The sequence below is a fragment of the Mucilaginibacter sp. OK268 genome, assembly GCF_900103125.1.
GTDB lineage: Bacteria > Bacteroidota > Bacteroidia > Sphingobacteriales > Sphingobacteriaceae > Mucilaginibacter.
This window is the reverse complement of record NZ_FNJV01000003.1, coordinates 649522-666076: the sequence shown is the minus strand read 5'-3', so window position 1 is coordinate 666076 and position 16555 is coordinate 649522. Positions and strand designations below refer to the sequence as shown.

At 42.5% G+C, this 16555-nt stretch carries 11 protein-coding genes; 6 read left to right on the top strand and 5 right to left on the bottom strand.

The genetic code is table 11. The annotated features are described in order from the left end of the window. Nucleotides 1-41: 41 nt before the first annotated feature. The 3 genes from BLR84_RS13125 to BLR84_RS13115 all read left to right on the top strand — a co-directional run bounded on the left by BLR84_RS13125 (nucleotide 42) and on the right by BLR84_RS13115 (nucleotide 6473). Nucleotides 42-1247 carry a FecR family protein gene (locus BLR84_RS13125; protein ID WP_090468592.1) on the top strand — a complete coding sequence of 402 codons (1206 nt, stop codon included), beginning with the start codon at nucleotides 42-44 and terminating at the stop codon, nucleotides 1245-1247. 283 nt (nucleotides 1248-1530) lie between these two features. After that, nucleotides 1531-4923, top strand: a complete 3393-nt coding sequence (locus BLR84_RS13120; protein WP_090468590.1) for a TonB-dependent receptor — start codon at nucleotides 1531-1533, stop codon at nucleotides 4921-4923. A gap of 23 nt (nucleotides 4924-4946) precedes the next feature. Then, nucleotides 4947-6473 (top strand): RagB/SusD family nutrient uptake outer membrane protein, encoded by a 1527-nt coding sequence (locus BLR84_RS13115; protein WP_090468588.1) that lies wholly within the window; start codon nucleotides 4947-4949, stop codon nucleotides 6471-6473. Between the two features lie 56 nt (nucleotides 6474-6529). Here the strand turns inward: BLR84_RS13115 and BLR84_RS13110 are convergent, their stop codons facing one another. Both BLR84_RS13110 and BLR84_RS13105 read right to left on the bottom strand, forming a co-directional pair. Continuing rightward, nucleotides 6530-7144, bottom strand: coding sequence for a trimeric intracellular cation channel family protein (locus BLR84_RS13110; protein ID WP_090468586.1), 615 nt, complete (start codon nucleotides 7142-7144; stop codon nucleotides 6530-6532). A gap of 485 nt (nucleotides 7145-7629) precedes the next feature. Continuing rightward, entirely contained in the window at nucleotides 7630-8850 is a 1221-nt protein-coding gene (locus BLR84_RS13105) for a dicarboxylate/amino acid:cation symporter (protein WP_090468584.1), read from the bottom strand. 357 nt (nucleotides 8851-9207) lie between these two features. On the opposite strand from BLR84_RS13105, the gene BLR84_RS13100 reads away from it, so the two are divergent. The 3 genes from BLR84_RS13100 (at nucleotide 9208) to BLR84_RS13090 (ending at nucleotide 13472) form a co-directional block, all read left to right on the top strand. Further along, nucleotides 9208-11601, top strand: a complete 2394-nt coding sequence (locus BLR84_RS13100) for a TonB-dependent receptor (RefSeq protein ID WP_090468582.1) — start codon at nucleotides 9208-9210, stop codon at nucleotides 11599-11601. Nucleotides 11602-12003: 402 nt separating this feature from the next. Next, nucleotides 12004-12582, top strand: a complete 579-nt coding sequence (locus BLR84_RS13095; RefSeq protein WP_090468580.1) for an HD domain-containing protein — start codon at nucleotides 12004-12006, stop codon at nucleotides 12580-12582. 11 nt (nucleotides 12583-12593) lie between these two features. Beyond that, nucleotides 12594-13472 (top strand): YitT family protein, encoded by an 879-nt coding sequence (locus tag BLR84_RS13090; protein WP_090468578.1) that lies wholly within the window; start codon nucleotides 12594-12596, stop codon nucleotides 13470-13472. 87 nt (nucleotides 13473-13559) lie between these two features. On the opposite strand, the gene BLR84_RS13085 is transcribed toward BLR84_RS13090, so the two are convergent. From BLR84_RS13085 to BLR84_RS13075, 3 genes are all read right to left on the bottom strand, one after another. After that, nucleotides 13560-14603, bottom strand: a complete 1044-nt coding sequence (locus BLR84_RS13085; RefSeq protein ID WP_176852054.1) for an adenylate/guanylate cyclase domain-containing response regulator — start codon at nucleotides 14601-14603, stop codon at nucleotides 13560-13562. After that, nucleotides 14603-14980 carry a response regulator gene (locus tag BLR84_RS13080; protein ID WP_090468573.1) on the bottom strand — a complete coding sequence of 126 codons (378 nt, stop codon included), beginning with the start codon at nucleotides 14978-14980 and terminating at the stop codon, nucleotides 14603-14605. The genes BLR84_RS13085 and BLR84_RS13080 overlap by 1 nt, the downstream gene beginning before the upstream one ends. Nucleotides 14981-15145: 165 nt before the next feature. Beyond that, the gene (locus BLR84_RS13075; protein ID WP_090468571.1) at nucleotides 15146-16525 is read right to left on the bottom strand and encodes an ATP-binding protein; all 1380 of its coding nucleotides are present in this window, start codon (nucleotides 16523-16525) and stop codon (nucleotides 15146-15148) included. Nucleotides 16526-16555 lie beyond the last annotated feature (30 nt).

Genomic DNA, 16555 nt, shown 5'->3' with positions numbered 1-16555 from the left:
TTAATTTGCCAATTATTTACTATGATAAACAATTACACGGTATGAGTGCATTGAATGCAAGATTACGTTATCTTTTTAACAGTTATTACAATCAAACCGCTACCGAACAGGAGCAGGATGAGCTGTTTCAAATTATTAATGCCTCAACCAATGATGCCGAATTAACAGCACTTATTCAGCAAGCATGGAATGATATTGACGTAAATGAACCGCTTTTTGACCCCTCAAAAAGCATGGATATGTTAAACAATATCCTGAAAAATGGCAACCAGGATAATATTCATATTATTAAGCCTCCTGATCATCGCAGATTATGGCTGCGACTGGGCACTGCTGCCGCATTGATGATTTTTTTTGGTTTTGGCGCCTACGTTTTGATCAACAAAAAAAAGCAATCTGACCCCAAAAAGAGCATAGCCAAAACTCAGCCCAGTCATGATGTTTTACCCGGAGGCAACAGGGCTCTATTGACGCTTGCTAATGGTAAAACGATTTATCTTGACAATGCTCAAAATGGCGTTCTGGCCAGGGAAGGAAGCACCCAAATCAATAAAACGCGCGATGGACAGTTGGTTTATAAGGGCGGCAAAAACGGGGCGACAAAAGGAGCAGTGCCGATGAATACCATTACCACCCCCAGGGGCGGGCAATATCAATTAGTACTTAACGATGGGAGCAGGGTTTGGTTAAACTCTGCATCATCATTAAGCTTTCCGGCCGTGTTTACCGGTAAAACCCGCGAGGTTGAAATTACCGGTGAAGCTTATTTTGAAGTGGCCAAAAACGCGGCCATGCCTTTCCGTGTAAAAGCTAACCATACCGTTATAGAGGTTTTAGGCACCCATTTTAATACCATGGCTTATAATGATGAGGCCGTAATGAAGACCACCCTGCTGGAAGGATCTGTTAAAATAAGCAACAACCATTATACCAGTGTTTTAAAACCGGGACAGCAGGCTTCTTTAAATCAAAATGGCGAGATCAAGGTGGTTAATGATGCTGATGCGGATGAGTCGGTAGCCTGGAAAGACGGACTGTTTCAGTTTACGGATGCCAGCATCCAATCGATCATGAGGCAGGCTGCCCGCTGGTATGATGTGGAAGTAAGCTATGAAGGCCAGATACCCATTAGGGAGTTTACCGGCCGTATATCCCGTAATGTAAAAGCGTCTGAACTTTTGGGAATGCTTAAATATGCGGGTGTCAATTTTAAAATAGAAAATAAACACATTACGATAACGCAATGATCCTGTTTATCAGGATAAGAAGATAACTAACCAATTATTCACCTTAAACAACCCTATGATGGAAGAAATACCAAAAATAAGTTAGCTCCCGCAGGGGGATCCACAACTTTTTATACGCTGTTTTCCGCTCAGCATATCTTACAGAGAGAGAAGCGCAGGTATATAGGTATATGATATAAAAAACCGGGAAGTGTTCGCTGCACTTTCCCGGCCAATTATCTGGGTCCCAAAAAAATGCAATCAACGAATTGAATTTAATGTTTAACCCAAACTCAACAAACTTATGAATTTTAATTCTAAGGCCACGTCTTTGGCATGGCCCCAATTATCCAAAATAATACTGGCTATGAAGCTAACGGCTATTATTATAATTGCAGCCCTTACCAATGTAAGTGCAAAAAGTTATAGTCAGGTAGTGACCTTGCATCAGAAAAACACTACTGTCGAAAAAGTACTCAGATCAATTGAAAAGCAAACCGGCTATCATTTCCTGTATGATAAAAAGGATGTATCAAATACCGGTGGAATAAATGTTGAAGTATCAAATGCTTCATTGGCAGACGCGCTTGATCAATGTTTTAAAGATCAGCCTTTAACCTACAAGATATTCCAGGAAACCATTGTAGTTAAAAAGAAAGATGCAGCTGCTATAACTGCTCCGGCGGCATTTAAGGTGCAAGGTACAGTGAGTGACGATAAAGGACCTCTCCCAGGTGTAAGTGTCAGGGTGAAGGGCTCAAATGTGGGTGTTGTTACCGATGTGAATGGTAAGTATACTTTAAACACACCCGATGGTAACGGCACCCTGGTGTTTAGCTTTGTTGGTTATGTTACACAGGAAGTGCCTATTGCTAATAAAACCCAGCTTGATGTAAAGCTTGTTGAAAGCCCTAAAGCATTAAGTGAAGTGGTGGTTGTAGGTTACGGTACACAGAAAAGAGTTGACCTTACCGGCTCAGTAGGTAGCGTTAGTGGTAAACAACTACAGGATAGACCGGCTATTAACGTTGAGCAGGAGCTTGCCGGTAAAATTGCGGGTGTTAACGTTTCAACTAACTCTGGTGCGCCAGGTGGTGAAACCAAGATCCGTATACGTGGTTACAGCTCTATCAATGCAGCAACAGATCCGTTATATGTAGTGGATGGTGTGGTTTGGACAGCTGGTGGTGCCGCCCTTAACCCTAACGATATTGAAACTATCGACGTACTGAAAGATGCATCATCAACAGCAATATATGGTACCCGTGGTGCAAACGGTGTAATTCTGGTAACCACTAAACGTGGTAAAAAGGGTGGTTCTGTTAGCTATGATGCCTATGGAAGTATCAGCTATATGGCTAAAGAATTACCAGTTCTTAACTCTAAGCAATTTTTATCAGTTGAAGATCAATCTTATGCCAACATTCCTAAATATGACCCGGCAGGTTGGGCAGCAGGTAAATATACCGATGACAACCCGGTAAAGATCCGTACCGCGCTGATCGGTAAATTGTTCGATTCTAACCTGAACCCTTTATATGACGTGGATTGGCAAAAAGCTACTACCAGAACAGCGTATAGCCAAAACCATAACGTAACTTTTACAGGTGGAACCGATAACCTGAACTACGGCTTGTTTTTAAATTATGCCGATGATGAAGGTATTATATTGAATAGCTATCAGAAACGTTACAACGCGCGTTTAACCATTGATAACCAGGTGAAACCATGGTTAAAAGTTGGTGCTACGTTAAACTATAACAGCTCAGAACAACGTACTGCTGATGATGGCACCGGTGGTAACAACATTCCGCGTATGTTAATTGAGATGGTGCCATTTATACCAATCCGTTATCCTGATGGATCATATGGTAAAAGAACTGATTATCCTAACTTAGAGGGTGGAGATAACCCGGTTGCGCAAGCCAATGAGATCCATAACCTGTATCGCAAACGTATATTTAGCGGTAATGGTTATTTGAACATTAACCTGGCCCCTGGCCTTGAATTTCGCAGTACTTTAGGTGTTACTACACAGGCTAACTATAACCCGCATTATCAAACAGGTTTAGTTGGTGGTGCTACGGTTGACCAAAGTAACAGCTCTGCTTCTATTAATGAATACAATGACACCTTCTGGCAGTGGGAAAACCACTTCACCTATAACAAAACATTCAATAAAGTACACTCATTGAATGTGGTTGTAGGTACAGAACGCCAAAGCTTTAATGAGCTCAGTGTTGGTGCTTCTACATCGGGTTTATCAGATGATTATTTTGGATTTTATAACCTGGGTACAGGATCTGTTCCTGGAATACCGACATCCAATTATTATGCCTGGCAGATACAGTCGTTCTTTGGCCGTATAAACTATGGGTATAAAGATAAATACCTGTTAACATTAACCGGCCGTGAGGATGGTTCGTCACGTTTCGGTCCTCAAAAAAAATATGGCTTTTTCCCTTCTGCGGCTTTGGCCTGGCGTGTATCTCAGGAAGATTTCCTGAAAGACAACCAAACCATTTCTGACCTGAAACTGAGATTCAGCTATGGTTTAACCGGTAACTCAGAAATTGGTCAGTACAGGTCACAGGCAAACCTGATATCCGGGAGTACCGTTGTTGGTGGCACCGGCACCGTAATTGATACCGGCAGTCCGGGTAATCCTGATCTTCAATGGGAAAAAAACAGCGAATTTAACTTCGGTGTTGCTTTTGGTCTGTTCAATAACCGATTGAACGTAGATGCAGACGCCTATTACAAAAAAACCAAGGCTTTATTATTGAATGCCCCAATCCCTGAAACCAGCGGTTATAGCAGCGTTTATAAAAACATTGGTAGTCTTGAAAACAAGGGTATTGAGGTAACCATTAACTCTGTTAACGTTAAAACACAGGATTTCAGCTGGAATACTACTTTTAATATCTCCTTCCTGAAAAATAAAATATTGCACTTGGGCGAAGCAAATGACGATATTTTCCTGGCACCAACATTCCTTTCTCAATTTAATCTTTTACGTGTCGGGCAACCAGCCAGCGTATTTTACGGTTACAAAGTATTAGGTACATGGGGTACAGCCGAAGCTACAGAAGCAGCTAAATACGGCAAACTACCAGGCGATCTTAAAATACAGGATACAAACGGAGATGGAAAGATCACCGTAGATGATAAGCAGATCTTAGGTAAATCAACCCCGTCAGGTTACGGAACCTTTACCAATACGTTCCGTTACAAAAACCTTGACCTGGGTATTGAATTGCAGTTTAACTATGGTAACCAGATCATGAACCTAACCCGCCACTCGGGCCAGGATCGTACTGGTCAGGCAAACAGCTATGCCACCGTATTAAATGCCTGGACACCTGATCATCAAAATACGAGCATAGCCCAGGACAGACCTGCTTATGTTTATTATCAAACAGAAATATACTCAACCAAGGTAGAGAGCGGTAACTTCATCCGTGGCAGAAATGTCACTTTAGGTTATACTTTCCCGGATAATATGGTTAAGAAGATTAAGTTAAGTCGCTTAAGAGTTTATGCACAAGGGCAAAACTTGTTTCTGATCACAAAATACACTGGTTATGATCCTGAAACTTCTACCTATAACAGTAGCAGTAACTTTACTCAGGGCATACAGTTTTATGATTATCCAAAACCAAGAACATTCCTGCTTGGTGTAAACGCAAGTTTTTAATTAAATACCTAAATAAGTATATTATGAAATTTAATTTAAAAAAATACAGGACCGGTTTGTTGGCCCTTATCGTTATAGCGAGTGTTACCAGTTGCAAAAAGTATCTTGATGAACCCAATAAGAGCAACTTTACACAGCAAAATTATTTCACAACACTGAGTCAGGCCCGCACTTTTGTAAATGGTATTTATGGTAATAACCTGAATGGCCAGAATTATGGCACATACCTTTTTATGAATGGTGACGCTTATGGCGAGGCCCCTTTTATAACCCTGGAGCTTTTTGCAGGTCACGCTACGTCATTAGGACAAAGTGTTAATAACAATAACGTGATATTTGAGCGTACAGATCCAACTAACCCGGGATTTGAAACCGTTTGGAAAGGAAGTTACACGGCTATTGCTGAGTGTAATATAGCGTTAAACCGTATACCAGCTATCAGCATGCCTGATGCTACCAAAAAGTCGCTTTTAGGCGAGGTGTATTTTTTAAGAGCTTTCTTTTACTATCACCTGGTAAGGTTATATGGCGATGTGCCTTTGATTACCGCACCTGTTGATTTGAATAGCGCGCTTTTATATCCTGCACGTACACCAAAAGAGCAGGTTTACGATCAGGTGGTGAGTGACCTTTTAGCCGCTGAACAGTCCGGCCTTCCAAGCACTAATGGTATGTTAGCATCAATGGGAGCTGTTCATACTTTACTATCAAGTGTGTATTTGACCATGGCCGGTTATCCCTTACAAAAAACAGAGAATTATCAGAAAGCTGCTGATGAGGCCAAACTGGCTATACCTTCATATACCTTGTTTACCGACTACGCTTATTTACATGATAATGCACATAAAAACCAGGGTGAGTTGATATTTCAGGCACAGTATGATGTAAAGATAGCTACCAACGCTATAACTCAATTAACCGTGCCGTTTAACCTTCCGGTAGGTGCTTATGGCGACCACCTGGGCGCTATGATCCCGACTACCGCTTTCTTTAATAGCTATGAGGCCGGTGATAAGCGTACACAAGAAAAACAATTCTATTTTTCTCAGTATCCTGCCTCTGATAACTCATCTGTCATCATTTTTGGTGAGCACTGCCTGTACAAATACTTCCATGTGGAAAGCTCTGTATCTGGTACTGCCAACAGCGGTAAATGTGATGAAAACTGGACTTTTTTACGTTTACCGGAAGCAATGCTAACTTATGCTGAGGCATCAAATGAAGTGAATGGCCCAACTGCCGATGCTTATGCCGCGGTTAACCAGATCCGTACACGTGCAAATTTGGCTCCGTTAAGTGGTTTAACCAAAGATCAGTTCCGCGTAGCCATCTGGAAAGAACGTTATCATGAGCTCGCCTTTGAGGATAAATCATATTTCGATATCCAACGTACCCACCAGATATATGATGTAAAGAACAATGTATTTGGTCCGGCAACTTCTACTGCAAATGAGCAAGGGGTTACCATGAAGGAGCAATATTACCTGTGGCCAATACCACAACGCGAAATTGCTACCAATAGTAAGTTAACTCAAAACACAGGCTGGTAATACAGTTTTTTAAAGAGAAAACAAAAGCGTCCCCGGTTAACCGGGGACGCTTTTGTTTAATGCCATTCCTCGTTGTAAACAAATTTGGGCATCTGCCAGTTATAACGGATAGATAACAGGCGTAATGCCAAACCAATAACGCATGCCAGTACGATGGCAAGCTCTGAACTGCCGCCCAGATACTCGATACCTAAATAGGCAGCTCCGGTAACTATGGAGGCGCTGGCGTAGATCTCTTTATGGAAAAGCAAGGGGATATCATTACACAATACATCACGAAGCACACCGCCCGCGCAGCCCGTGATCATCCCGCTAAACATCACAATGATAGGTGGGAGGTTTATTTCCTGTGCTATTTGGCAGCCTATGATGGTAAATACCACCAAACCCAACGCATCAAGATATAAGAATAGCTTTTTGAGTTTAGTCATCAGGGAGGCGATGATCGCAGCCAGTATGGCTGCCCCGGCGGTGATCAGCAGGTATTCGGGATGCTCAACCCAGCTCATGGGGTAGTGGTTAAACAGGATATTACGTACGGTGCCTCCGCCCAGTGCGGTAACCCAGGCAATAATACAAACACCCACCCAATCCATATTACGCCTTCCGGCTGATAAAGCGGCCGTCATAGCTTCGGCAATGATGGCGATGATGTATAATATATGCAACATAATGATCCTGGGGTTTTGAGTGCGAATTTACTAAATAAACGACGTTTAAACAGACAGGTAAATTGGGTTTACATGGTTTACACTTTTTATGGTTTACATTTTTTTAATCTATTGAAAATTAATTAGTTAATATTTTTTATTGCTGTATTTTGGGTTTACAGTGTAAACCATAATTTATCATTTTCCAAAGGAAAATAATAGTTTACGAAAAGACATGTGGTAAACATGGCGGTATCGACTTACCCCCGCATGGCTGCGCTGGTCACCCCCTCTCCGCTTTGCGCATAGAGAGGAACCACACCTAAACGGCGAAGCCTTCATGTAATAACCCTCTCCAAAGGAGAGGGCTGGGGTGAGGCTTTATTTTTCGCCGCAGGCGAAGAGGGTGGTCCAGCGAAGCATGGCTCCGCGCTCTACCCTTCGACGGCGCTCAGGATGACATCCCCTCCACTTGTTTATTTATGACCTATTATTCAGGAGAGTGGCTATTCGGCCTTATTAAGCCAGTTTTTACCTTCGCTGAAGCGCGTTACCAGCATGGCGGCAACCGTGTCGCCTGTGGCGTTTAAAAGGGTAGCCATGGGGTCAACCAGGGTGCCGATGATCATGGCAGGAGGGAGGGCCTCCGGCGGAAAGCCATAGGCGGATATAAATAGCAATTCGCCGATGTATCCCCCGTTGGGTATCCCACCCTCAACCAGGCTCACCAGTACGGTCATGCCCAGGGCCAGGGCTATGGTATCGGCACTGTTAAAGCTTTTGCCGAATAAGGCAAACACTACCACCATTTTTACTATAGAAGATATGCTTGAACCATCTTTATGCAGTGTGCCGCCCAGCGGGATGGTTACATTGGCTATAACATCCGGGATACCTATTTTTTTTGCGGCATCCAAATTGGCTGGTATCGTAGCTATGCTGCTGCAGGTGCCTACGGCTGTTGCTGATGGGATAATGTTGTTGCGCCAGTATTTTTTTATACCCTTTACACCGCCGGCTATAAAAGCATATAAGCTGAATATCACTACAAAATAAAAAGCCCCAACGCCATAATATAAAGCCATGGAACGGGCGTACCCGCCAAATAACTGCGGACCGAACACACCAACCTGGTAAGCGAAATACGCCCCCAAACCAATGGGCCCGAGCTTCATGATCAGGATAAATATGTTTTTAAATACCTCGTTACCACTATGTAAAAAACGGGCAAAAGAAGCCCCTTTTTCGCCCGAACGTAAGGTAGCGAAGCCTATCAGTATTGAAAATATAATGGCTGCCAGCATGCTTTTCCTGGATAGGAGCTCATAAAATTCGCTGGTTGTAAATAGCTGGGTGAGCTGATCGCCAAATGGTTTTTTGACGATGCTTTCGGTGATGGGGCTCGCCACCAAATGCTGATGGATAGGAAATATCCACGTCGCGATAATAGTAATGATAGCTGCTATAAGTACGGTTGATAAAAACACCAGCGAGGTAATTCCAAGTAACCGACCAAGCCGGTTTGATCCATCGAGCCCGGCAATGGCCGATGCTATGGCAAAAAACACGAGCGGCACTACGGCCGTGAATAACAAATTCAGGAAAATATCACCGATAGGTTTTATGAGCTCAACTTTTTTGCCTAAAAATAATCCGGCTATACTGCCTGCTATAATACCGATCATGAGCAGTATGATGCCCTTGTAATTTTTAAACCAGTTATTCATTGGGCTAATATAACTGTTATAAGGCAAAAATAGCCTTCGATATAGTAGGAGATCGGGTAATAATCCATGAGGAGACATTTTTAAAAAGGGTGTTATACTGAGCTCCGTCGAAGCATGGTGGGTAGGCCTCTGCGCTCTACCCTTCGACGGAGCTCAGGGTGACCAGCCCCCTCTTTGGACATTATTTGTTCGCTATGTCTACTCCCGTGGAGCTAAACTTTTAGCTGATTATAATTGAAAATGTATTGGTATTTTTATTTGGATTTATTCTAAATAAAAATAACTTTGCGCCATTGAATCGCTATCGGTTTAAACATATATAAAATTGATCCCCTTAATGCAATTAATTCCAAAGCAATGACGCATTTTTTACGAAAAATTCATCCACCCTCATTCAATTTTATAGCCTTCATCTTCTTTTTAACACTTTGCCTGAATACCAGTTTGGTATGGTCTCAATCAACGCTGGGTACTGTTAAAGGAACAGTGAAAACATCTGATGGCAAAGCCGCTGAATATGTGAATGTTGTTATTACGGCAACAAACCAGGGCGCTACTTCAGGGCAAAACGGTCACTTTACCATTAAAAATGTAGCGCCTGGCACTTATAGTGTGTCGGCCAGTTTTATTGGTCTGCAAACGCAAACTAAACAGGTTGTAGTAGTTGCCGGCGAAACTGCCACTTTAAACTTTGTTTTAGCCGAAGGCGGTAAAGAGCTGCAGGAAGTGTATGTTCAAAGCGCAAAACATAACAAGTTTTTGAAAAAAGAAACAGAGGATGTTGCCCGCTTACCCATAAAAAACCTTGAAAACCCACAGGTATACAGCGTAGTAACCAGCGAACTGATGAAGGAGCAGGTGGTAACCAGCTATGTAGATGGTTTTAAAAACATTCCCGGAACAGGTGTGCCATTGGTATACAATAACGGGCGTACCACCCTTTTATCCCGCGGATTTACTACCGGTAACTTTATCCGTAACAGCGTTGCGGGCTACAACTTTAACGCTATTGACCCTGCGGATATCGAAAAGATAGAAGCCATCAAAGGTCCTACAGGTACGCTGTTCAATAGCAGTCTGGCATCATTTGGCGGTCTGTTTAACCGGGTTACCAAACAGCCTTTTGACGGAACGCGTACGGAAATAACCTACAATACCGGCAGTTTCGACCTTAACCGCCTTACAGCCGATGTTAATATGCCTTTGAACAAGGATAAAACGGTATTATTCCGCGTGAATACGGCTTTACATAATGAGCATAGCTTTCAGGATGCGGGCTTTAACCGCAGCTTTTTTATAGCACCAAGTATTACCTACATCGTTAACGATCGCTTATCGATTGATGTTGACGCCGAAATAGGTAATGGCAATGCAACATCCGCTTATCGTTTGGCGCCGGACCCTAAAGCGAAAATATACAATATTCAGGATCTGGGTATCGATTATAAACGCTCCTTTGCTAATAACAACCTCGATTATCAGAGCCGTCAAATTGATATTTATGGACTGATCAATTATAAGATATCTGATAACTGGAAATCACAAACCATGTTCAACAAAACCTTCTCCACTACAAAAGGCTTTGTTACAGCGTTTACCATAGCGGATACTGCCATAAGACGACAGGCGATTAAAGAAGATTATCCGTACTATGTTACCAATGTACAGCAAAATTTTATCGGCGACTTTAAAATAGGGCAGTTCCGTAACCGCATTGTTGCCGGTGTAGAGTACTACAACCAAAAAAGTAACAATACGAATGTTTCGGTAAATATGCCGCTCATCAACTATAAAACCCCGGGAGCTGCTTACAATAATTTTACCCCTGAAAAGGTTTCTGCTCTCATTGCCGCCCAGGCGCCAATAGCGGGCAATTATGTTCAAAACAACCAGAGCTCATACGCGGCCTATGTATCGGACGTGTTTAACATTACCGACAGGTTGAACGCCATGGCCAGCATCCGTATAGACCGATTTGTGAACAAAGGCGCTTACACCCCGGCTGATGGCAAAACTGTAGGTAATTTTAGTCAAACAGCATGGTCGCCAAAGCTAGGTCTGGTTTACCAGGTTGTAAAAGACCAGGTATCATTGTTTGGTAACTACATGAATGGCTTTAACAATATTACCGCAATCAGCTTTGATAACACACCTTTTAAACCCCAATACGCCAACCAATGGGAAGCAGGTGTAAAGGTTGATGCCTGGGATCATAAAATAAGCTCCACAGTAAGCTATTATGATATCTCGGTAACCAATACAACTATGGATGATCCCGCCCACGCAGGATTTTCAACCCAGGCCGGTACACAGCTCAGTAAAGGCATCGAGGCCGAAGTGATTGCCAACCCTTTTGCCGGGTTCAATATTGTGGGCGGTTTCGCGTATAACAACAGTAAAATAACAAACGCGGCAGCGGGAACGGGCTTACAGGGTTTACGCCCGGCAGCATCAGGTCCTGCGCGCTTAGCTAATTTATGGATGAGCTATCGCATTACCCATGGTAAAGTACAGGGATTAGGTTTGGGTGTTGGCGGCAATTATGGCAGCTCATCATACCAAACCAATATGGCAACATTTAAATTCACCATACCATCGTATACCACGGTTGACGCGACTGCTTTTTATGATCAGCCCAGATACCGCATCGGTGTAAAAGTGGATAACCTGACCAATGAAAAATACTGGTCGTTCCGTTTGGCACCGCAAAACCCTACACGTTTCACTTTAAGTCTGAATCTGAAATTTTAAATTGCTGAATATCAAAAAGCCTGCTGATTATATGTGTAATTGGCAGGCTTTTTTGATTATTGTATTACGGGAGACGCATGTAATGCGTCTCTACAGCTGTTTTTTTGTAGAGACACAATACTTGTGTCTCCTCTTTTTTTATGTATAAAAGCCCATGGCATGGCGAATAAGGAAAGGGGCTGTCACCCTGAGCACCGTCGAAGGGTAGAGCGCAGAGGCCTGCCCACCATGCTTCGACGGAGCTCAGCATGACAGCCCTTTGAGATTAAAGCCGCTTGATAGACTATTGGTCTCTTACGGGAGACGCATGTAATGCGTCTCTACAGTTGTTTTTTTGCAGAGACACATATTTGTGTCTCCAATAAGGCAATTTATTATATTAGCGATCAATTTTAACTACCGATGCAGATTGAACAGGCCCGGGAATTTATACTGGATAAATTAAAAAAAGAGCTTCCTGAATGTTTTCATTATCATAATGCCGATCATGCTGTGGATGTGTATACGGCATCAAAGCGACTGGCGCAAAGTGAGGGGATAGGCGATCATGAAACCCAACTGTTGCTTACTGCAGCACTGTTTCATGATTCGGGCTTTTTATCGGGACAAAAAGATCATGAAAGCAAATCATGTGATAATGCCCGTTTATATTTACCTAACTTTGGCTACACCCGCGAAAATATTGAGCGGATCTGTGATATTATTATGGCCACAAAAATGCCGCAAAGCCCACATGATCATTTAGGTGAAATTATTTGTGATGCCGATTTGGATTATTTAGGGCGGAATGATTTTTTTGTACTCAGTAAAAAGCTATTTTCGGAACTTGTAATAACTGATAGTTTGAAAAGTGAACAGGACTGGGATAAACAGCAGATCATTTTTCTTAAAAACCATCATTACTTTACAAAAACGGCTATCCAGTTGCGCGGCCCTGTTAAGCAGTTGCATCTGGATGAGATTATTAAAAGAACAGTTTAAAAGTATAATTCATGACCAAATCGGAACACAGTTTACCCGAAATAATTAAGGATGTAGTAACGGTTATCATCGGGATATTATTTTGCGGTTTTGCCCTGAAAGGCTTTTTGGTACCCAACAGCTTTTTTGACGGTGGTGTTACTGGTATATCGCTGTTGATACATGAATTGTATCACTTTAATATCGCTTTTGTTATTGTAGTAGCCAATATCCCCTTCATTATTATGGGGATGTTCCAGGTTAACAAGTCGTTCGCGCTTAAAACCTTTGCCTGTGTAGTTGCATTAGGTATTTGCCTGCACTATGTACCATATCCCGTTATAACCTCGGATAAACTATTGGTATCGATATTTGGCGGGGTGTTTATGGGGCTGGGAGTTGGATTATCTATCCGTGGAGGTTGCGCATTGGATGGTATCGAAATACTGGCGCTTTACACCTTAAAACGAAGCAGCTTCACCATCAGCGAAATCATCCTGGGTATTAATATCATCATATTCTTAATCGCGGCCTTTAAGCTTGGGTTACCAACAGCGCTGTATTCCATCTTAACCTATTATACCGCTTCGCGGACTATCAGTTTTGTGATTGATGGCCTGGAAGAGTACACGGCAGTGAATATCATATCTGGTCAAAGCGAGATCATCAAAGAAAAACTGGTGATGGAATTAGGCAGGGGGATTACCATTTACAAAGGCGAGCGCGGTTTCCTGAAAGAAAGTTTTAATGTACACCAACCAGTTGATATCATCTTTACGGTAATAACCCGTTTTGAGGTACGCCGGCTAAAAAACCTGGTTCACAGTATCGATCCCAAAGCTTTCGTATTTACCAATAGCATCAAAGAAGCCGCAGGTGGTGTATTGAAGAAAAGAGTTAGGGAACACTAAGCGAAGAGGGTGGTACGTTTTACGTAGTAAGTTATACGTTTTGATCTAAACAGATTTATATTTATCGTACAACGTACCACGTATAACCTAAGAAACCACCTCGTATATCTCTACCGGTTTGGCTTTGTTTTTCAGACTTACTTCGCCAATTTTATTGAACTCGAATGATTCTTTGGCTTTTTCATAAACCTCGTCCGTTACGATGATCTGGTTGGCCTGAGCAACAGACTGTAAGCGCTGGGCCAGGTTAACGGCATCGCCTATTACCGTATAATCCAACCGTTTCAAAGAAGCTGAGCCAATATTGCCGGAAATCATTTCGCCCGAATTGATGCCTATAGAAACCTCAGGTTTAAAAGTTCTGTCGCCATAAACTATGGCTTCGGCGGCGTGCATTTTCTCCCGTACGGCAAGGGCGGCGTCAATAGCGCGATCAAGATGATATTCGCCCCTGAAAACGGCCATCACCGCATCACCCATGAACTTATCGATATGCCCGTTTTGCGCTATGATCTCTTTTACCATGGCATCAAAAAGCTTGTTAATCAAGCCTACTACCGTATTGGCGGGCACATGTTCTGAAATAGCTGTAAAGCCGCATATATCGATAAATAGAACAGTAGCGTCGATGGTTTCGTTAGAGAGCAGGCTGGTTTCAAACTCCTTGTGGGTCATAAAGTTCAGCACATTCTCGTCAACATACATGCGCAATATGTTATTCTCTTTGATAGCCTGTAAGGTTTTTTTGAGCTCTATAACGTGCAGCAGCGTTTTTTCGATGGTGATATCCAGATCGTCGAAATTAACGGGTTTACATACGAAATCAAAAGCACCACGGTTCATGGCAGTACGGATATTTTCCATATCGCTATAGGCCGATACCATGACTGCCTTTAAGATAGGATTGGCCTCAGGCAGCTTGGTAAGCAGGGTAAGGCCATCCATTTCGGGCATGTTGATGTCGCTTAAAACCACATCAATGTCCGGCTGTTCGGCCAGTTTTTTAAGGGCGTCAAAACCATTCTGGGCAAATACAAAATCAAATACCTTTTCTCTGATCTTTTTCCTGAATTTCTGTTTGATGAGTAATTCCAGGTCAGATTCATCATCAACCACCAGTATCTTGGCCATTATTGTTCTATGTGTTTTAGTTTGTCTTTAAGGCTATTAAAATCAAGGGGCTTGGTTAAAAAATCATTGGCCCCCAAATCCATTGATTGTCTATAGTTTTCATCATCGCCATAAGCGGTTATCATCATTACTACCGGCGGCGGTTTTTCGTAAGTACTCCTGATATTTTTAAGCAGCTCCAGTCCGCTCATGCCGGGCATATTAATGTCCGATAAAATAAGGATCACCTCTGAGTGATTTTGTTCGAGATATCCCATGGCCTCTTCACCTGATAACGCGAACGTAAATGCCATTTCACCGCTTTTGATCTCCTTGCGGAAACGCTGGGTAAATAATGGCTGTACATCGGCCTCATCATCAACAACAAGTATTTTCAATTTAATTATTCGTTAGTGGTTAATTTTACGCGGTGCTCGTGAGGACTGCGTAGTTAGTGAATTAATGAATTAGTGATTTGTATTAAAAAAATTATTCCTAGCACTTCAAGTCCTTGTTCTTTGTTCCAAAAATCCTTCCTCCCCAAGTCCTTATTCCCCAAGATCCTACCCATTTGTCGGTATGGTGATGGTAAATTTTGCGTACTCACCTTCTGCGGTATCTACCTTCAATTCCCCATTATGAGCTTTGGTAATAATATCATAGCTCATGGATAAACCTAAACCTGTTCCCTGCCCGGTAGGTTTGGTAGTAAAAAATGGCTGATATATTTTGTCCAGCACTTTTTGCGGGATCCCCATACCATTGTCACTTACGGTAATTTCAACAGCGTTATGACCATTAGCAAGCGTTACGTGTTTGGTAGCTACATTAACCATAGGCTCATAACTTTCACCTTTCAATTTTTTCTTTTCGGCTACGGAATAAAACGAGTTGTTGTACAGGTTGAGTAATACCCGTCCCAGGTCCTGCGCCATGGCATCAACATTGCCAATGGTTTCGTCGAAACTGGTTCTCATGCCTGCGTTAAATGATTTGTCCTTAGCGCGCAGGCCATGATAACTTAAACGTAGATATTCATCGGCAAGGGCATTAATATCAGTAGGTTCTTTTTTACTGGTTGATGCACGTGAATGCTGCAGCATACCTTTTACAATAGCATCGGCACGTTTACCATGCTGGTTTATTTTTGAAAGATTTTGGGTGAGGTCATTGATAATGTCGTCCACATCTTCCTTAGTCTCATCGGGTAGCTTGCTTAAAATGTCCACTTTAAGTTCATCCAGTAATTCGATACTTACCTCGCTAAAGTTATTGACGAAATTTAAAGGGTTTTGTATTTCATGCGCGATACCAGCCGTAAGCTCACCCAGTGATGCCATTTTTTCCTGCTGTACCAATTGCGCCTGGGTGCTTTTTAGTTCGGCCAGGGCTTGTTGAAGTTCTTCTTTTTGCTGCGTAAGTTCGGCGGTACGCTCTTTTACCTGGCTTTCCAGGTTAACCTTCATGGCGGCCATCATGCGGTTCTGTTCTTCCTCATTACGGCGTTTGGTACGCTCGATCTCCAGCGCTTTGCTTTGCCGGCGATTGATAAACCACATAGCACAAAACCAAATTACCGCGAACCATATGGCGCTTTCCATAACATTATCAAGGCTCTCGTATAATTTAGGAAATAAATGTTCGCAAATAAAAGTAAGAAAACCAACTGCCACAATGGGGATCACTGCGTTAACAAGAGAGCGGCTTGATTTAAATTCTTCTACGGTATAAGGCAGAGCCACAACACCAGCCGCCAAGCCAAAAGTAAGCAATTGAAAAATCCACCTGCTATCAAAATTAAAGCTCATGGCCATGAGTGCGACTGCGGTACACATAGCATATAGCAAATACTGCGACCACGGCGAATTGACACCATCACGTTTTAGGTTTTTACGCAGTTGTGTACATAAGATAAAGGTAATAAGCGCCGCAAATCCCGCCATATATCAATTTAGTTAGTCCTGATATGGTTA